Annotated in this window: 24 protein-coding genes; 14 read left to right on the top strand and 10 right to left on the bottom strand. The window is 66.5% G+C overall.

Going from position 1 to position 24,908, the window contains the following annotated elements; all coding sequences use genetic code 11:
• Positions 1 to 46: 46 nt before the first annotated feature.
• Both HMPREF1224_RS34420 and HMPREF1224_RS34425 read right to left on the bottom strand, forming a co-directional pair.
• Positions 47 to 1,210 (bottom strand): isobutyryl-CoA dehydrogenase, encoded by a 1,164-nt coding sequence (locus tag HMPREF1224_RS34420; protein WP_003085499.1) that lies wholly within the window; start codon positions 1,208 to 1,210, stop codon positions 47 to 49.
• Between the two features lie 11 nt (positions 1,211 to 1,221).
• Entirely contained in the window at positions 1,222 to 2,730 is a 1,509-nt protein-coding gene (locus tag HMPREF1224_RS34425) for a CoA-acylating methylmalonate-semialdehyde dehydrogenase (protein ID WP_010793851.1), read from the bottom strand.
• A gap of 132 nt (positions 2,731 to 2,862) precedes the next feature.
• Here HMPREF1224_RS34425 and HMPREF1224_RS34430 point away from each other — a divergent pair, with 132 nt between their 5' ends.
• From HMPREF1224_RS34430 to ung, 3 genes are all read left to right on the top strand, one after another.
• A complete protein-coding gene (locus HMPREF1224_RS34430; protein WP_010793852.1) occupies positions 2,863 to 3,744 on the top strand; it encodes an AraC family transcriptional regulator in 882 nt (293 codons plus the stop codon).
• A 56-nt stretch (positions 3,745 to 3,800) separates the two neighbouring features.
• Complete coding sequence (locus HMPREF1224_RS34435; protein WP_003114171.1) at positions 3,801 to 4,622, top strand: VanW family protein; 822 nt, start codon at positions 3,801 to 3,803, stop codon at positions 4,620 to 4,622.
• Between the two features lie 99 nt (positions 4,623 to 4,721).
• Entirely contained in the window at positions 4,722 to 5,417 is a 696-nt protein-coding gene (gene ung / locus HMPREF1224_RS34440; RefSeq protein ID WP_003106436.1) for a uracil-DNA glycosylase, read from the top strand.
• A 126-nt stretch (positions 5,418 to 5,543) separates the two neighbouring features.
• Here ung and HMPREF1224_RS34445 read toward each other — a convergent pair whose 3' ends face one another.
• The 5 genes from HMPREF1224_RS34445 to HMPREF1224_RS34465 are packed head-to-tail and all read right to left on the bottom strand — an operon-like array spanning position 5,544 to position 10,917.
• Positions 5,544 to 6,581: an AbrB family transcriptional regulator gene (locus tag HMPREF1224_RS34445; RefSeq protein ID WP_003114172.1), complete on the bottom strand. Its 1,038-nt coding sequence runs from the start codon at positions 6,579 to 6,581 to the stop codon at positions 5,544 to 5,546.
• Positions 6,574 to 8,091: a tripartite tricarboxylate transporter permease gene (locus HMPREF1224_RS34450; RefSeq protein ID WP_003116509.1), complete on the bottom strand. Its 1,518-nt coding sequence runs from the start codon at positions 8,089 to 8,091 to the stop codon at positions 6,574 to 6,576. Before HMPREF1224_RS34450 ends, HMPREF1224_RS34445 begins: the two co-directional genes overlap by 8 nt.
• A gap of 10 nt (positions 8,092 to 8,101) precedes the next feature.
• Entirely contained in the window at positions 8,102 to 8,572 is a 471-nt protein-coding gene (locus HMPREF1224_RS34455; RefSeq protein WP_010793853.1) for a tripartite tricarboxylate transporter TctB family protein, read from the bottom strand.
• Positions 8,573 to 8,620: 48 nt separating this feature from the next.
• Positions 8,621 to 9,604, bottom strand: a complete 984-nt coding sequence (locus HMPREF1224_RS34460; protein WP_004348207.1) for a tripartite tricarboxylate transporter substrate binding protein — start codon at positions 9,602 to 9,604, stop codon at positions 8,621 to 8,623.
• Between the two features lie 29 nt (positions 9,605 to 9,633).
• Positions 9,634 to 10,917 (bottom strand): OprD family porin, encoded by a 1,284-nt coding sequence (locus HMPREF1224_RS34465; protein ID WP_003101939.1) that lies wholly within the window; start codon positions 10,915 to 10,917, stop codon positions 9,634 to 9,636.
• Positions 10,918 to 11,127: 210 nt separating this feature from the next.
• On the opposite strand from HMPREF1224_RS34465, the gene HMPREF1224_RS34470 reads away from it, so the two are divergent.
• Positions 11,128 to 11,799, top strand: a complete 672-nt coding sequence (locus tag HMPREF1224_RS34470) for a response regulator (protein WP_003085524.1) — start codon at positions 11,128 to 11,130, stop codon at positions 11,797 to 11,799.
• Positions 11,792 to 13,174, top strand: a complete 1,383-nt coding sequence (locus HMPREF1224_RS34475) for a sensor histidine kinase (RefSeq protein ID WP_010793854.1) — start codon at positions 11,792 to 11,794, stop codon at positions 13,172 to 13,174. The genes HMPREF1224_RS34470 and HMPREF1224_RS34475 overlap by 8 nt, the downstream gene beginning before the upstream one ends.
• A gap of 8 nt (positions 13,175 to 13,182) precedes the next feature.
• Here the strand turns inward: HMPREF1224_RS34475 and HMPREF1224_RS34480 are convergent, their stop codons facing one another.
• Both HMPREF1224_RS34480 and HMPREF1224_RS34485 read right to left on the bottom strand, forming a co-directional pair.
• Positions 13,183 to 14,019: an HDOD domain-containing protein gene (locus HMPREF1224_RS34480; protein WP_003085528.1), complete on the bottom strand. Its 837-nt coding sequence runs from the start codon at positions 14,017 to 14,019 to the stop codon at positions 13,183 to 13,185.
• A 100-nt stretch (positions 14,020 to 14,119) separates the two neighbouring features.
• A complete protein-coding gene (locus HMPREF1224_RS34485) occupies positions 14,120 to 15,064 on the bottom strand; it encodes a CAF17-like 4Fe-4S cluster assembly/insertion protein YgfZ (RefSeq protein ID WP_003114180.1) in 945 nt (314 codons plus the stop codon).
• 272 nt (positions 15,065 to 15,336) lie between these two features.
• Between HMPREF1224_RS34485 and HMPREF1224_RS34490 the strand changes: the two genes are divergently transcribed.
• Together HMPREF1224_RS34490 and HMPREF1224_RS34495 are read left to right on the top strand one after the other, a co-directional pair.
• Positions 15,337 to 15,591, top strand: coding sequence for an FAD assembly factor SdhE (locus tag HMPREF1224_RS34490; protein ID WP_003085532.1), 255 nt, complete (start codon positions 15,337 to 15,339; stop codon positions 15,589 to 15,591).
• Positions 15,575 to 16,027 carry a protein YgfX gene (locus HMPREF1224_RS34495; protein WP_003114181.1) on the top strand — a complete coding sequence of 151 codons (453 nt, stop codon included), beginning with the start codon at positions 15,575 to 15,577 and terminating at the stop codon, positions 16,025 to 16,027. Before HMPREF1224_RS34490 ends, HMPREF1224_RS34495 begins: the two co-directional genes overlap by 17 nt.
• On the opposite strand, the gene nadB is transcribed toward HMPREF1224_RS34495, so the two are convergent.
• Positions 15,996 to 17,612: an L-aspartate oxidase gene (gene nadB / locus HMPREF1224_RS34500; protein WP_003114182.1), complete on the bottom strand. Its 1,617-nt coding sequence runs from the start codon at positions 17,610 to 17,612 to the stop codon at positions 15,996 to 15,998. The two genes, HMPREF1224_RS34495 and nadB, sit on opposite strands and share 32 nt — an antisense overlap.
• A 408-nt stretch (positions 17,613 to 18,020) precedes the next feature.
• Here nadB and rpoE point away from each other — a divergent pair, with 408 nt between their 5' ends.
• From rpoE to lepB, 7 genes are all read left to right on the top strand, one after another.
• A complete protein-coding gene (gene rpoE, locus HMPREF1224_RS34505) occupies positions 18,021 to 18,602 on the top strand; it encodes an RNA polymerase sigma factor RpoE/AlgU (RefSeq protein ID WP_003085543.1) in 582 nt (193 codons plus the stop codon).
• Between the two features lie 31 nt (positions 18,603 to 18,633).
• Complete coding sequence (gene mucA, locus HMPREF1224_RS34510; protein WP_003101958.1) at positions 18,634 to 19,218, top strand: anti-sigma factor MucA; 585 nt, start codon at positions 18,634 to 18,636, stop codon at positions 19,216 to 19,218.
• 8 nt (positions 19,219 to 19,226) lie between these two features.
• A complete protein-coding gene (mucB, locus tag HMPREF1224_RS34515) occupies positions 19,227 to 20,177 on the top strand; it encodes a sigma factor AlgU regulator MucB (protein WP_010793855.1) in 951 nt (316 codons plus the stop codon).
• Positions 20,174 to 20,629, top strand: coding sequence for an alginate biosynthesis regulator MucC (gene mucC, locus HMPREF1224_RS34520; RefSeq protein WP_003110245.1), 456 nt, complete (start codon positions 20,174 to 20,176; stop codon positions 20,627 to 20,629). Before mucB ends, mucC begins: the two co-directional genes overlap by 4 nt.
• Positions 20,630 to 20,668: 39 nt before the next feature.
• A complete protein-coding gene (gene mucD, locus HMPREF1224_RS34525) occupies positions 20,669 to 22,093 on the top strand; it encodes a serine protease MucD (RefSeq protein WP_010793856.1) in 1,425 nt (474 codons plus the stop codon).
• Between the two features lie 149 nt (positions 22,094 to 22,242).
• A complete protein-coding gene (gene lepA / locus HMPREF1224_RS34530) occupies positions 22,243 to 24,042 on the top strand; it encodes a translation elongation factor 4 (protein ID WP_003085555.1) in 1,800 nt (599 codons plus the stop codon).
• Between the two features lie 5 nt (positions 24,043 to 24,047).
• Entirely contained in the window at positions 24,048 to 24,902 is an 855-nt protein-coding gene (gene lepB, locus HMPREF1224_RS34535; protein ID WP_003101969.1) for a signal peptidase I, read from the top strand.
• The last annotated feature ends 6 nt before the right edge of the window (positions 24,903 to 24,908 follow it).

Consider the following 24,908-nt stretch of genomic DNA (forward strand, 5'->3'; position numbering starts at 1 on the left):
TGGGCCGGGGCGTCCCGGCACTATCGGATGCGATGGTTCGCGGCGTTCACAGCAGGCGATCGAGCATGCCGCCCTGCTCCAGCAGGCGGCGGGCGACGATCACCCGCATGATTTCGTTGGTGCCTTCGAGGATCTGGTGCACGCGGGTGTCGCGTACCCAGCGCTCCAGCGGATAATCGTTGAGATAGCCGTAGCCGCCGTGCAGTTGCAAGGCCTCGTTGCAGACATCGAAGCAGCGGTCGGTGGCGAAGCGCTTGGCCATTGCGCAGTACAGGGTCGCCTCGGCGTCGCCGCGGTCCAGCCGATGGGCGCCGAGGCGGACCATCTGGCGGCTGGCGGTGAGTTCGGTGAGCATGTCGGCGAGCTTGAACTGCAAGGCCTGGAAGGTCGCCAGCGGCTTGCCGAACTGCTCGCGCTCCTCGACGTAGCGCATCGACTGCTCCAGCGCCGCCTGGGCGGCGCCCAGGGAACAACTGGCGATGTTCAGGCGGCCGCCGTCGAGGCCTTTCATGGCATAGACGAAGCCCTGGCCCTCCGGGCCGATGCGGTTGCCGGCGGGGATGCGCACGCCTTCGAAGGTGATGGTGCGGGTCGGCTGCGCGCGCCAGCCCATCTTGTCCTCGTTGCGGCCGTAGCGGATGCCGGGCGCGTCGGCCGGCACCAGGAAGCAGGAGATGCCCCTGGCGCCGTCCTCGCCGGTGCGCGCCATGACGATCAGCACCTGGGTGCTGCCGGCGCCGGAAATGAAGCACTTGCTGCCGTCCAGCACGTATTCGTCGCCCTCGCGGCGGGCGCGGGTGCGCAGGCGCGCGGCGTCGGAGCCGGCATCGGGCTCGGTCAGGCAATAGGAGGCGAGCGACTCGCCGCCGATCAGGCCGGGCAGCCAGGCCTCCTTCAGCGCCGCGTCGCCGAACGAGGCGAGCATCCAGGCGGCCATGTTGTGGATGCTGATGTAGGCGGTAGTGGCCACGCAGCCGGCGGCCAGTTGCTCGAAGATCAGCGAAGTGGACAGCCGCGACAGGCCCAGGCCGCCGTCTTCCTCGGCGATGTACAGGCCGAGGTAGCCCTGTTCGGCGGCGGCGCGGATGACTTCCACCGGGAAGTGATGGTCGCGGTCCCAGTCGGCCGCCTTCGGCGCCAGTTCGTGGCGGGCGAAGGCGCGGGCGCTCTCCACCAGCAGGCGTTGTTCTTCGGTGAGGTCGAAATCCATAGGTCCTCGGGTCACTTGAGATGGATGGTCATGTTCGGGCCGGCCGACGATTCGTCGGTCGTCGGTTCATCGTCGAGCCAGCGGCTGGTGACGGTCTTGGTCTCGGTATAGAAGCGCACCGCCTGCTTGCCGTAGGCGTGCAGGTCGCCGTAGAAGGAACCCTTCCAGCCGGTGAAGGAGAAGAACGGCAGCGGTACCGGGATCGGCACGTTGATACCCACCTGGCCGACCTGCACCGCGTGCTGGTAGCGCCGAGCGGCGCCGCCGGAGCGGGTGAACAGGCTTGTTCCATTGCCATAGGGGTTGGCGTTGACCAGGGCGATGGCCTCTTCCAGGCTTTCCACCTCCAGGCAGGCCAGCACCGGGCCGAAGATTTCCTCGCGGTACAGGCCCATCTTCGGCGTCACTGCGCGGAACAGGGTGGGACCGAGCCAGTTGCCGTTGGGATAGCCTTCGACCTGGCACTGCGAGCCGTCGAGCAGGCACTCGGCGCCTTCCGCCTTGCCTTCGGCGATCAGGCGCAGCACGCGCTGGCGCGCCTGCGGGCTGATCAGCGGACCATAGGCGGCGTCCGGGTCCTGCCAGTGGCCGGGGCGCAGGGCGGCCATCCGCTCGGCCAGTTCGGGAATCCACTCGCGCGCCGCGCCGACGAACACCGCCGCGCTGATCGCCATGCAGCGCTGGCCGGCGGCGCCGCAACTGGCGCCGACCAGGTTGCCGAGAACCTGGGCCTTGTTCGCGTCGGGGAGGATCACCATGTGGTTCTTCGCCCCGGCGAAGGCCTGCACCCGCTTCAGGTGCGCGGTGCCGGTGCGGTACACGTGCTGGCCGACGGCGACCGAGCCGACGAAGGAAATCGCCCGGATGTCCGGGTGGGTAAGGAGGGCATCGACCTGCTCGCGGCCGCCATGAATCACCTGCAGCACGCCCTTCGGCGCGCCGGCCTCGAGGAACAGCTCGGCGAGGCGGTTGGGTGTCAGCGGATCCTGTTCGGAGGGCTTGAGGACGAAGGTGTTGCCGCAGGCGATGGCTAGCGGGAACATCCACAGCGGGATCATCGCCGGGAAATTGAACGGGGTGATCCCGGCGCACACACCGAGGGGCTGGATCCAACTGGCGGTGTCGATCTCGCGGGCGACGTTTTCCACCGTCTCGCCCATCATCAGGCTGGCCACGTTGGCGGCGTGTTCGACCACCTCGATGCCGCGCCACACGTCGCCCTTGGCATCGGCGAGGTTCTTGCCGGTCTCCCGGGCCAGCAGTTCGCCGAGTTCGTCGTGGTGTTCCTTGAGCAGGTGCTGGTAGCGCAGCATCAACCGCGCTCGCTCGGGAGCCGGGACTTCGCGCCAGGTCTCGAAGGCGCGCTGGGCGCTGGCGATGGCCTGCTCGATCTCGTCGGCGGTGGCCTTCGGCGCCAGCGCGAGGACGTCCTGGGTCGCCGGATCGGTGACTTCGATCAGTTCGCGGGAACGGCTGCCGCGCCATTCGCCGTCGATCAGCTGGGGGATTGCCTTGGCCATCGTCGCCTCCGCTTCCCGGTGGACCGGGATGTTGTTTTGAGTCGTTATAGCCGGCCGCAAGCCGCCTGTGGATTGACGATCTTGCGCAAGGGATGGACGATCTTGGGATTCAGACTGCCGAGTCGCGTCGCCGTGAAGCGTTCCGTACAGACCTCCGCCTGGCCCCTGCCCAACCAGGGGGTGCGTTTCATCACGCCGCCCCGCCTGCGTCGCGCCCTGGCCCGCCATCCGCTCGGCCAGGCCTGCTACCCACTGGCCCTCGGTTACTACCCGGAGGCGCATGGCCACCACATGCAGCGGCGCGCGCCGGACGACCATCTGTTGATCTACTGCCGTGCCGGACGCGGCTGGCTGGAGTGCGCCGACGAGCGCGTCGAGGTCGGCGGCGGCGACCTGCTGGTCCTGCCCAAGGGCCTGGAACACGCCTACGGCGCCGACCCGCAGCGGCCCTGGAGCATCTACTGGGTACATTTCGAAGGCCTCTTGGCGGAGGACTTCCTGCGCCCGCTGGGCAGCGCTCCGCGCCTGCGCCTGGGCATGCAGCCGCGCCTGCTGGCGGAGTTCGACGCGCTGCTGGCGCTGCGTCGCCAGGGCCTCAGCCTGCCGCACTTCATCCATGCCGCGCACCTGTTGCAGGGCCTGCTCACCTCGCTGGCGGTGCGTCCGGCGCGGGCCAGCCTGAAATCCGGGCGGGTGCTGGACATCGACGCGGTGCAGGCGCTGATGCGCGCGCACCTGCACGACAGCCTCAACCTCGACGAGCTGGCGGCGCAGTTCAAGCTGTCGCGCTTCCATTTCGCCAAGACCTATCGCGCCCTGACCGGCCAGGCGCCGATCCAGGATTTCATCCAGATGAAGATGGCCCATGCCTGCCGCCTGCTCGACGAGGGCGCGCTGGAGGTGCGGCAGATCGCCGAGCAGCTTGGCTACGCCGATCCCTATTACTTCTCGCGGCTGTTCCGCAAGGTGGTGGGCATGGCGCCCAGTCACTACCGGGCGCTGCACCAGGGCTAGTGCTCCGGGCATAATGCTGCATCCTGCCCGTGGGCCGAGACCGACAAGGATCGTCGATGCGCAAACCCCTATCGCTCTACCACCCCTGGCTCTACTGGCTGCGGGTCTGGCAACGACGTCTCTGGCGGCACTGCCGCTGGCGTCTTGGCGGCCGTCGCTACGTGCGGTTGCCATCGGTCGACGAGCGCCTGCCGTACCGCTACATCAAGCACACCTCGAAGTTGATCCGCCGCCTCGGCGACAGCGACCTCGCCCTGCAACGCAACAAGGTGGTCAACCTGCGCCTGGCGGTGGACTGCATGAACGGCGTGAGCATCGGCCCCGGCGAGTACTTCTCGTTCTGCCGGCTGGTCGGTCGGCCCAGCGCCCGGCGTGGCTTCGTCGAAGGTATGGAGTTGTCCTTCGGCGAGGCGCGCAGCGGAATCGGCGGCGGCATCTGCCAACTGAGCAACCTGATCCACTGGATGGCCCTGCATTCCCCGCTGCGCGTGGTGGAGCGGGCCAACCACAGCTTCGACCCGTTTCCCGACGAGGGACGGATCCTGCCGTTCGGCTCGGGCGCGGCGATCTTCTACAACTTCATCGACCTGGTGCTGCACAATCCGACGGCGGATACCTTCCAGCTGCGCTTCCATATCGCCGCCCACCAACTGGAAGGCGAACTGCTGTGCAGCGCGCCGCGCCCTGTGCGCTACCACGTCTATGAGAGGGCCCAGCGCTTTGTCCGCGACGGCGATGCGGTGCTGAGGCTCAACGAGATCTGGCGCGACATCCGGGAAAAGGGCCAGGCCGGCACCCTGCTGGCCAGCGAGTGCCTGTACCGCAACCGGGTGCGCGTGAAGTATCCGGTGGAAGAGGCCCGCCTGTCCCGAGATTGACAAGCGCGGCGGGCTTTTCTACGGTTCCGCGGCCACAGGCTGTCGGCGACCTTCTGAAAAAGGCCGGACGACTTTTTCAGTACCGAGACAGGGGGTTCCATGACCGATAACGACGACCGCATCAAGCTCGAGGCGAGTTGGAAGGAAGCGCTGCGCGAGGAATTCGACAAGCCCTACATGAAGCAACTGGGCGAGTTCCTGCGCCAGGAGAAGGCCGCCGGCAAGGTGATCTTTCCGCCCGGGCCATTGATCTTCAACGCGCTGAACACCACGCCGCTGGAGAACGTCAAGGTGGTGATCATCGGCCAGGATCCCTACCACGGACCAGGCCAGGCCCACGGCCTGTGCTTCTCGGTGCAGCCCGGCGTGCCGACGCCGCCGTCCTTGCAGAACATCTACAAGGAACTCAACCGCGACCTGAACATCCCGATTCCCAACAACGGCTACCTGCAGCGCTGGGCGGAGCAGGGCGTGCTGTTGCTCAATACCTCCCTGACCGTCGAGCAGGCCAAGGCCGGCTCCCACGCCAATGCCGGCTGGCAGCCGTTCACCGACCGCGTCATCGAGGTGGTCAACGAGCGTTGCGAGCGCCTGGTGTTCCTGCTCTGGGGCAGCCACGCGCAGAGCAAGCAGAAGCTGATCGACCCGCAGCGCCACCTGATTCTCAAGTCGGCGCACCCGTCGCCGTTGTCGGCCTACCGCGGTTTCCTCGGCAACGGCCACTTCAGCCGCACCAACAAGTTCCTCGAGCAGAACGGCAAGACGCCTATCGACTGGTCGCTGCCGGACCTCTGAAGGCCGCTGTCGCCCAGCTCTTCACATGGTGGGCGCCGCTGTGTGCCTCTGACCGCGCCCGGAAAAAAAAGCCCGCACGAGGCGGGCTGGAAAACGCCACACATCCAGTGTGGCGGCGTGGCTCGATCAGCCGGCGCGCTTCCTCCAGTAGCGGAAGCACGGCTCGGCGAGGAACAGCACCAGCAATAGCCTCAGTACCTGCAAGGCGGTGACCAGCGGCACCGAGAGCTGCAAGGCTTCGGCGGTCAGGCTCAGCTCGGCGATGCCGCCGGGCATCATGCCGAGCATCAGCGACTGGTGGTCGAGGGTGGTCAGCCAGCCGAGCAACTCGGCGGCGAGCGCCGCGGCGAACATCATCCACAGCGTGCAGACCAGGGTACGACTGACGAAGGCTGGAGCGCTGCGGAAGAAACTGCGGTTGAAATGGCAACCCAGGGCGCTGCCGATCAGCCATTGGCCGACGCCGCTGGAACCGGCCGGCAGGCCGATATGCAGGTCGAAGCCGAGGCTGACGCCGGCCGCCAGCAACAGCGGGCCGAGCAGCCAGGGATTGGGTTGGCGCAACTTCTGCCAGCCCAGCGCGACCAGCGCCCCGGCCGGGAACAGCAGGGCCAGCCAGTGCCAGTCCACCGGCGCGGCCTGGTGCGGGCCTGGCTGGCCGCCGCCGAGCAGGTACTGGAACGCCGCCGGCACCAGCAGCACTACCAGCAACAGGCGCAGGCTCTGCGCTGCAGCGACGCGGCTGAGCACCGCGCCGTGGCGCTGCCCGAGGTTGACCATCTCGCTGGCACCACCGGGCATGCTGGCGAAGAACGCGGTGGCGCGGTCCTCGCCGCTGCGGCGCATGAAGGCGATCGCCAGCACGCTGGAAAGCGTGGTGGCCACGGCGCCGAAGACGATGATCACGCTATGCGCCAGCACTTGCTCGATCACTGCCGGGGTGAAGTGCAGGCCGATGCCGATGCCGACGATCCATTGCCCGCACTTGCGTGCCCCCGGCACTTCGGCCAGCGGCAGGTCGGCCAGGCAACGCACCAGCATCACCGCAAGCAGCGAGCCGATCATCCACGGCAGCGGCCAGCCGACCAGGCTTGCCAGCCAGCCGCCAAGGGCGCCCACCAGCGGCGTCGCCCAGTACAGCCTCCAGGTGACGCGCTCAGGCATCGGCCAGCCCTGTCGCGCGACGGGCCACGCGGCGGCGCCAGGCGCGGACCAGCGGCAACAGCAGCATTACCACCACCAGCGCCCAGGTCACCAGGCTGATCGGGCTCGACCAGAGGATGCCCAGTTCACCGTTGGAGATCGACAGCGCGCGGCGCAGGTTCTGCTCCATCAGTCCACCGAGGATGAAGCCCAGCAGCAGCGGCGAGAGCGGGAAGTCGAGCTTGCGCAGGATATAGCCGATCACGCCGATGCCGACCATCAGGAACAGGTCGAAGGTGGTCGCATGCACGCCGTACACGCCGATCCCGGTGATGATCGCGATGGCCGGCACCAGGGCCCAGTTCGGCACCGCGAGGATGCGGGTGAATACGCGGACCATCGGCACGTTGAGGATGATCAGCATGACGTTGGCGATGAACAGCGAGGCGATCAGGCCCCAGACGATGTCCGGTTGCTGCTGGAACAGCAGCGGGCCGGGAGTGATGTTGTACAGGGTCAGGGCGCCGATCATCACCGCAGTGGTACCCGAGCCGGGCACGCCGAGGGTCAGCATCGGCACCATGGCGCCGCAGGCGGAGGCGCCGATGGCGGTCTCGGGAGCGGCCAGGCCGCGCATGTCGCCCTTGCCGAACTCGCCCTTGGCACCGGCCAGCTTCTTCTCGGTCATATAGGCCACCGCGCTTGCCAGGGTCGCGCCGGCGCCGGGCAGTACGCCCATGACGAAACCGAGCAGACCGCAGCGCAGGTTGACCAGGAATACGCTGGCGGCCTCCTTGAAGTTGAACAGCATGCGTCCGGTGGCTTTCACCGCCTCCTGGCCGTGGTGGGTCTTCTCCAGCAGCAGGAGGATCTCGCTGACCGAGAACAGGCCCAGCACCAGGACCACGAACTGGATGCCGTCGGCGAGGTGGATGCTGTCCCCGGTGAAGCGGTACACGCCGCTGTTGGCGTCGATCCCGACGCTCGACAGGAACAGCCCGAGCAGCGCCGCCAGCAGGGTCTTCAGCGGGCGGTCGCCGGCCATCCCGCCGAGGCAGACGATGGCGAACACCATCAGCACGAAATATTCCGCCGGACCGAAGGCGATCGCCCACTTGGCCAGCAGCGGGGCGAACAGGACCATCCCGCAGGTGGCGATGAAAGCGCCAATGAACGAACTCCAGGCCGACAGCGACAGGGCCACGCCGGCCAGGCCCTTGCGTGCCATCGGGTAGCCGTCGAGGGTGGTCATCACGGTCGAGGCTTCGCCGGGGATGTTGAGCAGGATCGAGCTGATCCGCCCGCCGTATTCGCAGCCCAGGTATACGGCGGCGAGCAGGATCAGCGCGGTTTCCGGCGGCAGGCCGAGGGCGAAGGCCACCGGGATCAGCAGTGCCACGCCGTTGATCGGACCGAGGCCTGGCAGCAGGCCTACGATGGTGCCGATCAGGGTGCCGATCAGCGCGGTGATCAGGTTGGTCGGCGTCATCGCGACGCCGAAGCCCTGGCCGAGGTAGTTCAAGGTTTCCATCACGAAGTCCTCACAGCGGCAGGAAGTCGAGAACGCCCAGCGGCAGCGGGACGTCCAGGGCGCGGTCGAACAGCCAGTAGAGGCCGATCCCGAGCAGGCTCGCGGTGACCACCGCAGGGATTGGCCGGGCGCCGTAGAGAATGGCCATGCAGGAGCCGACCAGGGCGGCGCTGAGGATGAAACCGAGCGCTTCGAACAGACCGGCGAACACCAGCAGCAGGGCGATGCAGGCGAGCACCTTGAGCAGCACGGCGCCGCTCAGCGGCTGTTCGTCCTCGGCGTGGCGGATCGGCGTCGGCCGCACGATCAACCAGGCCAGGCCGGCGCCCATCAGCGCCAGGCAGAGCAGCGGGTAGGCGCGCGGGCCGACCGGTTCGTAGGAAAACGGCGCCTGGTAACGCCAGCCGGCGACCGCCAGGCCGACGCAGGCGAGCAGCCAGAGCCCGGCGAACAGGCGCTGGTACAGGTTGGAACGGGTCATGGGACTATCCTCGTGGCGCGGCCGTGGCCCGGCCGCGCGCGGGCTGGCTTACTGGATCAGGCCGAAGTCCTTGGCCAGTTGCTTGTACTGCTGGACCTGCTGCTTCACGTAGCCGTCGAGTTCCTCGCCGGTCATGGCGAAGGGGAACAGCTCGCGCTGGTCGCGCAGCTTGGCGAAGTCCTCGGAGGCCAGCAGTTGGTCGAAGGCGTTCTTCCACCAGGCGTAGTCTTCGTCGCTGACCTTCGGCCCGAGGTAGAACCCGCGAACTACCGGCCAGACGATGTCGTAGCCCTGTTCCTTGGCGGTGGGGATGTTGGCCATCGCCGCCTCCGGCAGGCGTTCTTCGGAGAACACCGCGAGCAGGCGCATGTCGCCGCTGAGGATGTGCGGCATGGAGTCGGAAATGTCGGTGCTGCCGACCTGGATGTGCCCGCCGAGCAGCGCGGTGGCGATCTCGCCGCCGCCTTCCAGGGCCACGTAGCGCAGGTCGCGCGGATTGATCCCGGCGGCCTTGGCGATCAGCGCGGTCTGCATCCAGTCCTGGCTGCCGACGGTGCCGCCGGAGCCGATCACCACCTTGCTCGGGTCGGCCTTGAGCGCCTTCACCAGGTCGTCGAGGCCCTTGTAGGGCGAGTCGGTGCGTACCGCGATGGCGCCGTAGCTGGTGCCGATGGCGGCCAGCCATTTCACCGCGTTCTCGTCGAAGCGGCCGAACTTGCCCTGGGCCAGGTTCAGCAGCGAGCCGCTGGAGAAGGCGGTGATGGTGCCGGCGTCGCCCGGGCGTTGGGCGACCACCGCGTTATAGGCGACCGCGCCGACGCCGCCGGGCATGTAGGTGACGCGCATCGGCTTGCTCAGCAGCTTGGCCTCGACCAGGGCGCTCTGGGCCAGCTTGCAGGTGAGGTCGAAACCGCCGCCGGGGGACGCCGGGGCGATGCATTCGGGACGCTTGGGTTCGGCCACGGCGGCGCCGGCCAGCAGCAGGCCGGCGGCAACCAAGGCGAGGGGACGAAAAGACAGTTTCATCATCATCGGTGCTCCTGTGGAGTTCTTGTTCTGGCTTACCAGATCGGCAGGGTATAGCTGACGATCAGGCGGTTCTCATCGATGTCGCGGGTGAAATTGGAACGGAAGGTCGCGTTGCGCCAGCGGATTCCGAGGTTCTTCAGCGCGCCGCTCTGGAACACGTACTGCAGTTCGGTGTTGCGTTCCCATTCGCGGCCTTCGCCGCGCTGCCCGGCGAGTTCGACATTGTCGCCCTTGACGTAGCGGGTCATGAAGGTCAGGCCGGGAATGCCGAGGCCGACGAAGTCGTAGTCGTAGCGCAGTTGCCAGGAACGCTCCTTGGGGCCGGCGAAGTCGTTGACCTGGACGAAGTTGACCAGGTACGGGTTGCTGCCTTCCAGGTAGGGGAAGGCGTCGTCGCCGTTCATTCGCTGCCAGGCCGCACCGAAGGCATGGTTGCCAAGGCTGTAGGTGAACATGCCGTTGAGCGACTTGTTGTCGATGCCGCCGGCCTTGGCCGAGCCGCTGTCGGTGCTGCGGGCGAAGCGCAGGTCGCTGGTCAGTTCGCCGGGACCGATCGGCCAGCTGTGCAGCAGGCCGACGAAGTGCTGGCGGTAGACGTCCTGCAGGTTGCTGTAGTGATAGCTGGCGGTGAGTTGGTCGGTGAGCTTGTAGTCCAGTCCGCCGAGGTCGAAGTGATCGGCGCTGACCCCGGCGAAGCGGCCGTTCTTGTCGTTCAGCGCGAGGTCCTCGGAGTCGCTGGAGTCGCGGATCTTGGTCTTTTCCAGGCGCCCGGCGGTGAAGCCGAGGTCCTTTATCTCCTTCGAGGTGAGCAGCGCGCCTTCGAATATCTGCGGGAAGATCCGCCCGTTGTTCGGTTGTACCGATGGCAGCTTCGGAATCAGCGTGCCGACCTTCAGCTCGCTCTGCGAGACCTTGACCTTGGCGGTCAGGCCCAGTTTCGAGTAGGTGTCCGGCGCGCGGCCGTCGGAATCCTTCGGCAGCAGTCCGGTACCGCTGCGGCCGCGGCCGGAGTCGAGCTTGACGCCGAGCATGCCCATGGCGTCGAGGCCGAAGCCGACGGTGCCCTGGGTGTAGCCGGACTGCAGGTTGAGGATGAAGCCTTGCGCCCACTCCTCGCGCTTGGACTGGCCGGGGCCGTCGCGGAAGTCGCGGTTCATGTAGAAGTTGCGGGTTTCCAGGCTGGCCTTGCTGTCTTCGAGGAAGCCGGCGGCGTTGCCCAGGGGCGCGATGCTGGCGAGCACGACGGCGGTGGTGGTCAGGGTGGTGCTGCGGGACGAACGTACAGACCTTGCGGCCTGCGGCAGGGAAGTCGACATGCAGTGGTCTCCGATTCTTGTTCTTGTACGCCGAGCACCACGCTGCAAGGCGTTTTGGCGGACGATCTGCGCCGTCCATCGACTGATCCTAAGGCGCCAAGCTTTCGCCAGGCTTTCAGCAATCCCCGGTGGCAGAGAAGCCATTTACCGGAGGGTTTTCCCCGGTACACTTCGCCTCTTGTGCCCTCATCCGGTGGTGGAGAACCGTCCATGCGCATCCTTCTGGTGGAAGATCATCCGCAGCTCGCCGAAAGCGTGGTCCAGGCGCTCAAGGGCGCCGGCTGGACGGTAGACCTGCTGCAGGACGGGGTGGCCGCCGACCTGGCCCTGGCCAGCGAGGAGTACGCCCTGGCGATCCTCGACGTCGGCCTGCCGCGGATGGACGGCTTCGAGGTGCTGGCGCGCCTGCGCGGGCGCGGCAAGACCCTGCCGGTGCTGATGCTGACTGCGCGCGGCGAGGTGAAGGACCGGGTGCACGGCCTCAATCTCGGCGCCGACGACTACCTGGCAAAGCCTTTCGAACTGTCCGAGCTGGAGGCGCGGGTCAAGGCCCTGCTGCGCCGCAGCGTGCTCGGTGGCGAACAGTTGCAGCGCTGCGGCGCCCTGGTCTACGACCTCGGCACCCGGCGCTTCAGCCTCGACGAGCAGCCGCTGACCCTGACCTCGCGGGAACAGGCGGTGCTGGAAGCGATGATCGCCCGTCCGGGGCGGGTGATGAGCAAGGAGCAACTGGCCGCCCAGGTCTTCGGCCTGGACGAGGAGGCCAGCGCCGACGCCATCGAGATCTACGTCCACCGCCTGCGCAAGAAGCTGGAAGGCGGCGCCGTGCGCATCGTCACCTTCCGCGGCCTCGGCTACCTGCTGGAGGCGCAGGGTGACTGATGCCGGCAGCCTGCGCGGAAGGCTGCTGCTGTGGCTGGCCCTGCTCCTGCTGCTGGTGCTCCTGGCGAGCGGCCTGAGCGCCTACTGGAACGGTCGCGAGGTGGCCGACACCGCCTACGACCGGACCTTGCTGGCCTCGGCGCGGGCGATCGCCGACGGGCTCTACGAGAAGGACGGCACCCTGCGCGCCGACGTCCCCTACGTGGCACTGGATACCTTCGCCTACGACAGCGCCGGGCGGATCTTCTACCAGGTCAACGACATCCACGGACGGATGATCTCCGGCTACGAGAATCTTCCGGCGGCACCCGCCGATACCCTGCGCACCGACGACTACCCGGCCCTGGCCAAGTTCTACGACGGCGTCTACCAGGGCGTCGACGTACGCGTGGTGAGCCTGCTGCAACCGGTCAGCGAACCGAGCATGAGCGGCATGGCGGAGATCCGCGTGGCGGAGACCGAAGGCGCCCGCGAGCGCATGGCGCGCAGCCTGATGACCGATACCCTGCTGCGCCTGGGCGTCCTCGGCGTCGGCGCGCTGGTGCTGGTGTGGCTGGCGGTGAGCGCCGCGCTGCGTCCGCTGGATCGCCTGCGCCGCGAGGTGGAAGAGCGCCAGCCGGACGACCTGCGGCCGTTGCCGATGCTAGAGGTCCAGCATGAATTGCGGCCGCTGGTGGAGTCGCTGAACCACTTCACCCAGCGCTTGCGCAGCCTGTTCGAGCGGCAGTCGCACTTCATCGCCGATGCCGCCCACGAGTTGCGCACGCCGCTGGCGGCGCTCAAGGCGCGCCTGGAACTGGGCCTGCGCGAGCAGGAGCCGGAAGCCTGGCGTTCGACCCTGGAGACCACGGCGAAGAACACCGACCGCCTGATCCACCTGGCCAACCAGCTGCTCTCCCTGGCGCGCATCGAAAGCGGCGCCCAGGCCATCGCCGAGGGCGGCGCCGAGCGTATCGACCTGACCGCCCTGGCCCGGGAACTGGGCCTGGCGCTGGCGCCGCTGGCCTATGCGCGGGGAGCCTCGCTGGCGCTGGAAAGCGCCGGGCCGGTGTGGATCCAGGGTGAACCGACGCTGCTCAACGAATTGCTCAGCAACCTGCTGGACAACGCGCTGGCGCACACCCCGCAGGGCGGCAACGTGATCCTCAGGGTGCTGGAGGGGGGCGTGCTGGAAGTGGAAGACGATGGTCCGGGAATTCCCGCCGCCGACCGCGAGCGGGTCTTCCAGCGCTTCTACCGGCGCGGCGACAGCCCCGGCAGCGGCCTGGGGCTGGCGATCGTCGGCGAGGTCTGCCGGGCGCACCGGGCGCAGATCCAGCTCGACCAGGGCGAACTGGGCGGCTTGCTGGTGCGGGTGCGCTTCCCGGCGGAGTAGGGCGGGGTCTATTGCAGCATGCTGGTGGCGGCTTCCAGGGCGCTGGAGAGGTCCTCGTCTTCCTTCATGTCGACGGTCGGCTCGAGGCCGAGCTTGGCGAACGCCGGGATCTGGCTCCAGTCCAGGCGGGTATAGGGATGCTCGCTGCCAAGGTAGCTCTGCAGGGTGGCGACCTGGACCAGGTCGGTATAGTCCGCGCGCGGCGAGTTGCGGGTGAAGTCCAGGTGCTGGCGCGGGACCTCGGCGATCGGCGCGGGGAAATCCCAGGCCTTGAGGATGCGCTCGCCGATCAGCGGATGGATGCGCTCGATCACATGGCTCAGGCTGATGGAGTCCGACAGCAGCTCGTTGTGATCCTCGGCGTAGGTGAGGATCGGCAGCACGCCGATCTGGTGCACCAGCCCGGCCAGGGTCGCCTGGTCCGGCGCCAGGCGGGTGTAGTGACGGGCCAGCACGTGGCAGATGCCGGCGATCTCGGTGCTCTTGTTCCAGACTTCGCGCATCTTGCGGTCGACCACGTCGGTGGTGGCCTGGAACATCTGCTCCATGGCCAGGCCGGTGGCCAGGTTGCAGGTGTAGTTGATGCCCAGCCGGCTGATCGCCATCTGCAGGTCGGTGATTTCCTTCGGGCTGCGCAGCAGCGGACTGTTCACCACGCGGATGATGCGCGCGGTCAGCGCCGCGTCGTTGCCGATCACCTTGCTCAGGGCCTGGATGCTGACATCCGGGTCTTCCGCCGCCTCACGGACCTGCAGGGCCACCTCGGGCAGGGTCGGCAGCACCAGTTCATCCTGATCGATGGCGCGGATCAGGTCCTGTTGGACTTTGTCGGCAAGCTTGCTCATGGCATTTCCTTTGAAAACGCAATGGCCGGAGCACGCTCTACGTGCACCGGCCATGGGAATACTGGCGGGCCGTCCGCGGACGGCGAGGCACAGTTTACGGTCAGCGCTGGATTTCGCGGTCGCTGTCCAGCGTGTAAGGCAGATTGAGGAGGACGAGCGGCGCTCCTTCGGCGCTTCCGAGGCTGATCCGGCCGTCGGCGACGGCGTCGTCCTGCAGCACGGCGAGCAATTCCACGCTGTTCTCCGGCGTACGGGCGGCCAGTACCACTTCGCCGACGCTGGTGGAATGGACTGGCGAGAACAGCCCGGTGCCGGGCGCCGGCACCTCGTCTGCGTCCAGCGCCAGGCGATACAGGCGGCGCTTGAGGCGGCCGAGATACTGCATGCGGGCGACGATTTCCTGGCCGGTATAGCAGCCCTTCTTGAAGCTGACCCCGCCGACCGCCTGCAGGTTGATCATCTGTGGGATGAACAGCTCGCGGGTAGCGCCGAACACCTGGCCGATGCCTGCGCGCACCTGGCCGAGCAGCCAATCGTCGAGCGGCGCCTCGCGGCTGTGCTCGCGGAGCGTGGCAAGCACCGCCTCGGCGCGCTGCGCCGGAACCCATAGCTCGACGCGGCCGTCGCCCAGGGCGACGGCGAGCAGGTCGCCGTGGCGGGCGATCCTGCCGCTCTCCGCCGGGGTGTCTATCCCCAGGGCGCGCAGTGCCTCGCTGGCGTCGCGCAAGCCTATGCGGAGCCAGGCTGCGCTCTCGTCGGCAAGGCTGGCCTTGGAGAATACGGCGTATTTCTTCAGGTCCGCCAACTGGGCCTCGAGCAGCTCGCCGGCCATCGCCAGCAGCAGGCCGTCGCCCTCGGGCAGGATGCGGAAGCTCGATAGCAGGCGGCCCTTGATGTTGCAGCGGCCGCCGAGGCTGGAGGTCTCGTCGTTGAGGTAGGCGAGGTTGCAGGTCAGCTGGCCCTGGAGGAACTTGGCGGCGTCAGGGCCGCGGACGGCGAGGATGCCTTCATGGACTAGCGGGGTGTGGAAAGCGGGGTCGGCCATTGCGATGCTGCGCGGTCAGTCAGTCAGGACCGTCATCATAGAACTCGGTCCGAGGCTTGTCAGCGGGCAAGAATGCCTGGCGCATCCGCCTTGGCGGTTGTCGGACACTTCCGAGGCCGCCGTCGGCATGGGCCTGCGTCCCGCGCGGATACCCTTGGTTTGCCGGGCAATACGACCAAGGGCGGACGCCGGCGGAGCGACGCCTCGTCATCGGGCCGCGCCATTCGAGCGCAACCGCCCTATAATGCCGGGCGTTTTCGAGGAGCCCGAACATGGCAGATGAAACCGAACTGAAACGACTCTACTGGCACAGCCGTCGCGGCATGCTGGAACTGGATGTGCTGCTGGTGCCTTTCGTGCAGGAGGTTTACCCGGGCCTGGACGCCGAGGACCAGGCGCGCTTCCGCAAGCTGCTGGAGTGCGAGGACCAGGACATGTTCGGTTGGTTCATGCAGCGCGGCGAGCCGGAAGACGCCGACCTGCGGCGGATGGTGCGGATGATCCTGGACCGTGTCCAGCCGGATTGAGCCGTTCGAATGCCGCTGGCGGGTCTCTCCGATCCTGCTGGCGGCGAGCCTGGCACTGTGGGCCCTGGCGCTGCTGTCGATCCTGCTGGCGGCGCTGCCGGTCTGGCTGAAGCCGCCGCTTGCGCTGGTCTGCCTGGCCTACGGTGCCTGGGGGCTGTACCGCCAGGTACTGCTGCGCGGCTCGCGGGCCTTCCGCGGCGTGCGCCATGACGAGCGGGGCTGGCAGCTGTGGAGCGCCGGAAGCGGCTGGCAAGCGGTGCAATTGCGCCCTGACAGCCTGGCGTTGCCCTGGCTGATCGTACTGCGCGTGCGCCTGCCGGGCCGCTGGCGCATCCTTGGCTGCTGTATCCCGGCCGATGCATTGGGCGCCGACAGCCATCGGCGCCTGCGTGTCCGCCTGCGCTTCAGTCGCCGTAGATGGGCGGCACCAGGATAGTGTCGCGGGCTTCGGGCAGCAGGTCCGGATAATCCAGCGTGTAGTGCAGGCCCCGGCTTTCGCGGCGCTGCATGGCCGAGCGGATGATCAGTTCGGCGACCAGTGCCAGGTTGCGCAACTCGATCAGGTCGCGGCTGACCTTGTAGTTGCTGTAGAACTCGTCGATCTCGCTGAGCAGCAGGCGTACCCGGTGCTGGGCGCGCTGCAGGCGCTTGTTGGTGCGCACGATACCGACGTAGTCCCACATGAAACGCCGCAGTTCGTCCCAGTTGTGCGCGATGATCACGTCCTCGTCGGAGTCGGTGACCTGGCTGGCGTCCCAGCTCGGCAGGCTTTCCGGCACGGGCGTGCCGGGCAGGCGCTGGAGCATGTCGGCGGCGGCAGAGCGGGCATAGACGAAGCATTCCAGCAGCGAATTGCTGGCCATGCGGTTGGCGCCGTGCAGGCCGGTGAAGGTGGTTTCGCCGATGGCGTAGAGGCCCGGCACGTCGGTATGCCCGTGCTGGTCGACGAGCACGCCGCCGCAGGTATAGTGAGCGGCCGGCACTACCGGGATCGGTTGCTGGGTAATGTCGATGCCGAAGTCCAGGCAGCGCTCGTAGACGGTGGGGAAGTGCGCCTTGATGAACTCGGCCGGCTTGTGGCTGATGTCCAGGTAGACGCAGTCGATCCCCAGACGCTTCATTTCATGGTCGATGGCGCGGGCCACGATATCCCGGGGCGCCAGTTCGCCACGCGGGTCGAAGCGCGGCATGAAACGCTCGCCATTGGGCAGGCGGAGCAGGGCGCCTTCGCCGCGCAATGCCTCGGTGATGAGGAAACTCTTGGCCTGCGGGTGGTACAGGCAGGTCGGGTGGAACTGGTTGAACTCCAGGTTGCCGACCCGGCAGCCGGCGCGCCAGGCCATGGCGATGCCGTCGCCGGAGTTGCCGTCGGGATTGCTGGTATAAAGGTAGACCTTGCTCGCGCCACCGGAGGCCAGCACGCTGAAGCGGGCACGGAAGGTATCGACTTCGCCGCTTTCCCGATTCAGCACGTAGGCGCCCAGGCAGCGCTTGCTCGGCAGGCCGAGCTTGCGCTCGGTGATCAGGTCGACCGCCACCCGCTGCGACAGCAGCTCGATGTTCGGTCGCCGCCGGGCCTGGGCCAGCAAGGTATTGAAGATCGCGGCGCCGGTGGCGTCGGCGGCATGGATGATGCGCCGGTGGCTGTGCCCGCCTTCGCGGGTCAGGTGGTATTCGAAGCTGCCTTCCTCGTGGTTGTGCTGCTCGTCGCGGGTGAAGGGCACCCCCTGTTCGATCAGCCACTGGATCGCTTCGCGGCTATGCTCCACGGTGAAGCGCACCGCATCCTCGCGGCACAGGCCGCCACCGGCGACCAGGGTGTCCTCGACGTGGGATTCCACGGTGTCGGTATCGTCCAGCACGGCGGCCACGCCGCCCTGGGCCCAGTAGGTCGAGCCCTGCGACAGTTCGCCCTTGCTGAGGACGGCGATGCGCAGGTGTTCCGGAAGGGTCAAGGCCAGACTCAGGCCGGCGGCGCCGCTGCCGATGACCAGTACATCGTGTTGATAATGTTGGCTCATGCCCGCATTTCCCCGTGGTGGAGCCCTAGTATATAGAAGGGCCTGGCGGCACAATAGCGCACCCCCGCTGCCGGTCCGGCGGATGAGCTGCGGGCCTGTCATCGGCAGGCGTCATCAGAGCGGGGCGATGTAGTGCTGGAACTTTCTTAGACGCATCGGTTCCAAAGCAGGATGCCTGAAGACCTCGTCCGGTTGGCCTACCCAGCGGCACAGAGGCCGGGCCCTGAGCCCGATGCAATCCATTTTCGCGGGGCCCGGACACGATGTCCGGGGCCGCACGTCACGAGCGAGGAAAAAACTCGTGACGCATGCTTGGAGGGGAGAACTTTTGCAAGAAGCCCGAGTCTATCTTGGCAAGACGATTCGCTGGGACGCTCGAAGCTCCTCCAGGTTCGAAGAGGAGCTTTCATGCTAACCCAGGAACAGGATCAGCAACTGGTTGAACGGGTACAGCGCGGAGACAAGCGGGCTTTCGATCTGCTGGTACTGAAATACCAGCACAAGATACTGGGATTGATCGTGCGGTTCGTGCACGACGCCCAAGAAGCCCAGGACGTAGCGCAGGAAGCCTTCATCAAGGCATACCGTGCGCTCGGCAATTTCCGCGGCGATAGTGCTTTTTATACCTGGCTGTATCGGATCGCCATCAACACCGCGAAGAACCACCTGGTCGCTCGCGGGCGTCGGCCACCGGACAGCGATGTGACCGCAGAGGATGCGGAGTTCTTCGAGGGCGACCACGCCCTGAAGGACATCGAGTCGCCGGAACGGGCGATGTTGCGGGATGAGATCGAGGCCACCGTGCACCAGACCATCCAGCAGTTGCCCGAGGATTTGCGCACGGCCCTGACCCTGCGCGAGTTCGAAGGTTTGAGTTACGAAGATATCGCCACCGTGATGCAGTGTCCGGTGGGGACGGTACGGTCGCGGATCTTCCGCGCTCGTGAAGCAATCGACAAAGCTCTGCAGCCTTTGTTGCGAGAAGCCTGACACAGCGGCAAATGCCAAGAGAGGTATCGCTATGAGTCGTGAAGCCCTGCAGGAAACTCTGTCCGCTGTGATGGATAACGAAGCGGATGAACTCGAGTTGCGGCGGGTGCTCGCAGCTTGCGGCGAGGATGCCGAGCTGCGTTCCACCTGGTCGCGTTACCAGTTGGCGCGGTCCGTCATGCACCGCGAGCCTACCCTGCCGAAGCTGGATATCGCTGCGGCGGTCTCTGCTGCCCTGGCCGACGAGGCCGCTCCGCCGAAAGCGGAGAAGGGACCGTGGCGGATGGTCGGTCGCCTGGCGGTCGCTGCCTCGGTGACCCTGGCGGTGCTGGCCGGCGTGCGTCTGTACAACCAGAACGACGCCCTGCCGCAGATGGCGCAACAGGGGACCACCCCGCAGATCGCCCTGCCTCAGGTGAAAGGCCCGGCCGTGCTGGCCGGCTACAGCGAAGAGCAGGGGGCGCCGCAGGTGATCACCAACTCCTCGTCCAGCGATACCCGCTGGCATGAGCAGCGTCTGCCGATCTACCTGCGTCAGCACGTGCAACAATCCGCCGTCAGTGGTACAGAGAGCGCGCTGCCCTACGCTCGGGCAGCCAGCCTGGAAAACCGCTGAGGAGAGACATGCGCACCACCTCCCTGTTGCTTTTGCTTGGCAGCCTGATGGCGGTTCCCGCCACTCAGGCTGCCGACGCTTCCGACTGGCTGAATCGTCTCGCCGAGGCCGATCGCCAGAACAGTTTCCAAGGCACCTTCGTCTACGAGCGCAATGGCAGCTTCTCCACCCATGAGACCTGGCATCGCGTGGAGAGCGATGGTGCGGTTCGCGAGCGCCTGCTCCAGCTCGACGGCGCGCGCCAGGAAGTGGTCCGGGTCGACGGGCGCACCCAGTGCATCAGCGGCGGCCTTGCCGACCAACTGGCCGATGCCCAGCTGTGGCCGGTGCGCAAGTTCGATCCCTCCCAGCTGGCTTCCTGGTACGACCTGCGCCTGGTCGGCGAATCCCGTGTCGCCGGCCGCCCGGCAGTGATCCTTGCGGTGACTCCGCGCGACCAGCATCGCTACGGCTTCGAGCTGCACCTGGACCGCGACACCGGCCTGCCGTTGAAGTCGCTGCTGCTGAACGAGAAGGGGCAGTTGCTCGAGCGCTTCCAGTTCACCCAGTTGAATACCGGCGCGGCACCTGCCGAAGACCAGTTGCAGGCGGGCGCCGAATGCCAGGTCGTCGGCCCGGCCAAGGCCGACGGCGAGAAGACCGTGGCCTGGCGCTCGGAATGGCTGCCGCCAGGTTTCACCCTGACCCGCAGTTTCATGCGTCGCAGTCCGGTCACCCCCGATCCGGTCGCCTGCCTGACCTATGGCGATGGCCTGGCACGATTCTCGGTGTTCATCGAGCCGCTGCACGGTGCCATGGTTGGCGACGCGCGCAGCCAGCTCGGCCCGACCGTGGTGGTTTCTAAGCGCCTGCAGACCGATGACGGCGGCCAGATGGTGACCGTCGTCGGCGAAGTGCCGCTGGGCACCGCCGAGCGGGTGGCGCTGTCCATCCGGCCCGAGGCCGCCGCCCAGAAATGATCGAGGAGCAGGGGCGAGTGGTGGCGACCGAGCCGGGAGCGGTATGGGTCGAGACCGTGCGCCGCAGTACCTGCTCGTCCTGCTCGGCCAATGCCGGTTGCGGCCAGGGGCTGATGCAGCGCCTGGGCGTCGGCGCGGGGCGTGCCCGGGTGCGCGCGTTGAGCGACCTGAGCCTGCGGGTCGGCGATGCGGTCGTCCTAGGAATTCATGAAGACCTGTTGTTGCGCGCCTCCGTCCTCTTCTATCTTTTCCCTCTGCTCGGGTTTTTCGTGGCAGCATTGCTGGCGACCCGGGCGGGCCTTGTCGAACCTCTGATCATCGTGTCCGGGCTGGCGGGTTTGCTGGCGGCCTGGCTATTGGTGCGTCGGCATGCTCGTCGTCATGCCGATGATCCAGCCTCGCAGCCGGTGGTTCTGCGAGCGCTGATTTCCGGGCCGTCCGATTCGGCCTGAGTCTTTCTCTTCCCTCGAACATCACGGGAGCTGTAGTCGATGCATACCCTAAAACGCTGTATGGCTGCGATGGTGGCCTTGCTGGCCTTGAGCCTGGCGATGACGGCCCGGGCAGAACTGCCGGACTTCACGCCTTTGGTCGAACAGGCGTCGCCGGCGGTGGTGAATATCAGTACGCGGCAGAAGCTGCCGGATCGCGCCATGGCGCGCGGGCAGCTGTCTATCCCCGACCTCGAAGGGCTGCCGCCGATGTTCCGCGACTTCCTCGAACGCAGCATCCCGCAGGTTCCGCGCAATCCGCGCGGCCAGCAGCGCGAGGCGCAATCGCTGGGTTCCGGCTTCATCATCTCCAACGACGGCTACATCCTCACCAACAATCACGTCGTGGCCGATGCCGACGAGATCCTGGTGCGCCTGTCCGACCGTAGCGAGCACAAGGCCAAGCTGGTCGGCGCGGACCCGCGCAGCGACGTGGCGGTGCTGAAGATCGAGGCGAAGAACCTGCCGACCCTGAAACTGGGCGATTCGAACAAGCTGAAAGTGGGCGAATGGGTCCTGGCCATCGGTTCGCCGTTCGGCTTCGATCACTCGGTCACCGCCGGTATCGTCAGTGCCAAGGGTCGTAGCCTGCCGAACGAGAGCTACGTACCCTTCATCCAGACCGACGTGGCGATCAACCCGGGTAACTCCGGCGGTCCGCTGCTGAACCTGCAGGGCGAAGTGGTCGGCATCAACTCGCAGATCTTCACCCGTTCCGGCGGCTTCATGGGCCTGTCCTTCGCCATTCCGATCGATGTCGCGCTGAACGTCGCCGACCAGTTGAAGAAAGCCGGCAAGGTCAGTCGCGGCTGGCTGGGCGTGGTGATCCAGGAAGTGAACAAGGATCTCGCCGAGTCCTTCGGCCTCGACAAGCCGTCCGGCGCGCTGGTGGCGCAACTGGTGGAAGACGGCCCGGCGGCCAAGGGTGGCCTGCAGGTGGGCGATGTGATCCTCAGCCTGAACGGCCAGTCGATCAACGAGTCCGCCGACCTGCCGCACCTGGTGGGCAACATGAAGCCGGGCGACAAGATCAACCTTGACGTGATTCGCAACGGCCAGCGCAAGTCCTTGAGCATGGCGGTAGGCAGCCTTCCGGACGACGACGAGGAAATCGCCTCGATGGGCGCTCCGGGCGCCGAGCGCAGCAGCAACCGCCTGGGCGTGACCGTCGCCGACCTGACCGCCGAGCAGCGCAAGAGCCTGGATATCCAGGGCGGCGTGGTGATCAAGGAAGTCCAGGACGGTCCGGCCGCGGTCATCGGCCTGCGTCCGGGCGATGTCATCACCCACCTGGACAACAAGGCGGTGACCTCGACCAAGATCTTCGCCGACGTGGCCAAGGCCCTGCCGAAGAACCGTTCGGTTTCGATGCGGGTGCTGCGCCAGGGACGTGCCAGCTTCATCACCTTCAAGCTGGCCGAATAAGCCGGCTGGCGAAAAAAGGGCGGTTTCCACCGCCCTTTTTCATGCCCGTCAATCCGTTACCTGCGTGACGCCTTGCCCGAGCATCAGGTAAACTCCCCGGCTATTTTTCGGCGGATTGCCGCCCTTGCCCTTTTCGAGTGTGTTGAGCCGTGAGCGACCTGAGCCATATCCGCAATTTCTCCATCATTGCCCATATCGACCATGGCAAGTCGACGCTGGCCGATCGCTTCATCCAGATGTGCGGCGGCCTCTCCGATCGCGAAATGGAGGCCCAGGTCCTGGACTCCATGGACCTGGAGCGCGAGCGCGGGATCACCATCAAGGCCCACAGCGTGACCCTGCACTACAAGGCGCAGGACGGTAAGACCTACCAGCTCAACTTCATCGATACCCCCGGCCACGTCGACTTCACCTACGAAGTCAGCCGCTCGCTGGCCGCCTGCGAGGGCGCGCTGCTGGTAGTGGACGCCGGCCAGGGCGTCGAGGCGCAGTCCGTCGCCAACTGCTACACCGCCATCGAGCAGGGGCTGGAAGTGATGCCCGTGCTGAACAAGATGGACCTGCCCCAGGCCGAGCCGGAGCGGGTGAAAGAGGAAATCGAGAGCATCATCGGCATCGACGCCACCGACGCCGTGGCCTGCAGCGCCAAGAGCGGGATGGGCGTGCTGGAGGTGCTGGAGCGCCTGGTGACCGCCATCCCCGCCCCGGAAGGCGAGATCGAGGCGCCGCTGCAGGCGCTGATCATCGACTCCTGGTTCGACAACTACCTCGGCGTGGTCTCGCTGGTGCGGGTGAAGAACGGCCGGGTGAAGAAGGGCGACAAGATCCTGGTGAAGTCCACCGGCAAGGTCCACCAGGTGGACAGCGTCGGGGTATTCACTCCGAAGCACACCGAGACCGTCGACCTGAAGGCGGGCGAGGTGGGCTTCATCATCGCCGGTATCAAGGATATCCACGGCGCGCCGGTGGGCGATACGCTGACCCTTAACAACACGCCGGACGTCGAGGTCCTGCCGGGCTTCAAGCGGGTCAAGCCGCAAGTCTACGCGGGCCTGTTCCCGGTCAGCTCGGACGATTTCGAGGACTTCCGCGACGCCCTGCAGAAGCTGACCCTCAACGACTCGTCGCTGCAATACGAGCCAGAAAGCTCCGAAGCCCTGGGCTTCGGCTTCCGTTGCGGCTTCCTCGGCATGCTGCACATGGAGATCATCCAGGAGCGCCTGGAGCGCGAATACGACCTGGACCTGATCACCACCGCGCCCACGGTGGTCTTCGAGATCGTGCAGAAGAATGGCGAGATCATCTACGTCGACAACCCGTCCAAGCTCCCGGACCTGGCGTCCATCCAGGAAATGCGCGAACCGATCTGCCGCGCCACCATCCTGGTGCCCAAGGACCACCTGGGCAACGTGATCACCCTGTGCATCGAGAAGCGCGGCGTGCAGCGCGACATGCACTTCCTCAGCGGCCAGGTGCAGGTGGTCTACGACCTGCCGATGAACGAGGTGGTGCTCGACTTCTTCGATCGCCTCAAGTCCACCAGCCGCGGCTATGCTTCCCTGGACTACAGCTTCGATCGTTTCGAGCCGTCCAACCTGGTTCGTCTCGACGTGCTGATCAATGGCGAGAAGGTCGACGCCCTCGCCCTGATCGTCCACCGCGACAACGCCCCCTACAAGGGCCGCCAGCTGGTGGAGAAAATGAAGGAACTGATCCCGCGGCAGATGTTCGACGTGGCGATCCAGGCAGCCATCGGTGGGCAGATCATCGCCCGCTCGACGGTCAAGGCGCTCAGGAAGAACGTGCTGGCCAAGTGTTACGGTGGCGACGTGAGCCGTAAACGCAAGCTGCTGGAGAAGCAGAAGGCTGGTAAGAAAAGGATGAAGCAGGTCGGTAGCGTGGAAATTCCCCAGGAAGCCTTCCTCGCCGTGCTCAAAGTGGATAGCTAGAACCCATGACACTCAATTTCCCGTTGTTGCTGGTCATCGCCGTGGCTGTATGCGGCGCCCTGGCCCTGGTCGACCTGGTGCTGTTCGCGCCGCGTCGGCGGGCCGCGATCTCTTCCTACGAAGGGCAGGTGAACGAGCCCGATCCGGCGGTGCTGGAGAAGCTCAACAAGGAACCGCTGCTGGTGGAGTACGGCAAGTCGTTCTTCCCGGTGCTGTTCATCGTGCTGGTGCTGCGTTCCTTCCTGGTCGAACCGTTCCAGATTCCCTCGGGGTCGATGAAACCTACCCTCGAGGTCGGCGATTTCATCCTGGTCAACAAGTTCGCCTACGGTATCCGCCTGCCGGTGCTGGACACCAAGGTGATCCCGATCGGCGACCCGCAGCGCGGCGATGTCATGGTGTTCCGCTATCCCAGCGAACCGAACATCAACTACATCAAGCGCGTGGTCGGCCTGCCCGGCGACACCGTGCGCTATACCAAGGAAAAGCGCCTGTACGTCAACGGCGAGCTGGTGGCGGAGAAACTGGTCGGCGAGGAACCGGGCACCCTGGGCAGCGTGACCCTGTACCAGGAGAAGCTGGGCCAGGCCGAGCACCTGATCCGCAAGGAAATGAGCCGCTATCGCATCGAGCCCGACCGCCAGTGGACCATTCCCGCCGGCCACTACTTCATGATGGGCGACAACCGCGACAACTCCAACGACAGCCGCTACTGGAACGATCCGAAGATCCCCAAGGATCTGCTGGGCATGGTTCCGGACCGCAATATCGTCGGCAAGGCCTTCGCCGTGTGGATGAGCTGGCCCGATCCGAAGATGAGCAACCTGCCGAACTTCTCCCGGGTCGGCGTGATTCACTGACCTGTG

Origin of the sequence: Pseudomonas sp. P179, assembly GCF_000478485.2 — a bacterium.
GTDB classification, from domain to species: Bacteria; Pseudomonadota; Gammaproteobacteria; order Pseudomonadales; family Pseudomonadaceae; genus Pseudomonas; species Pseudomonas aeruginosa.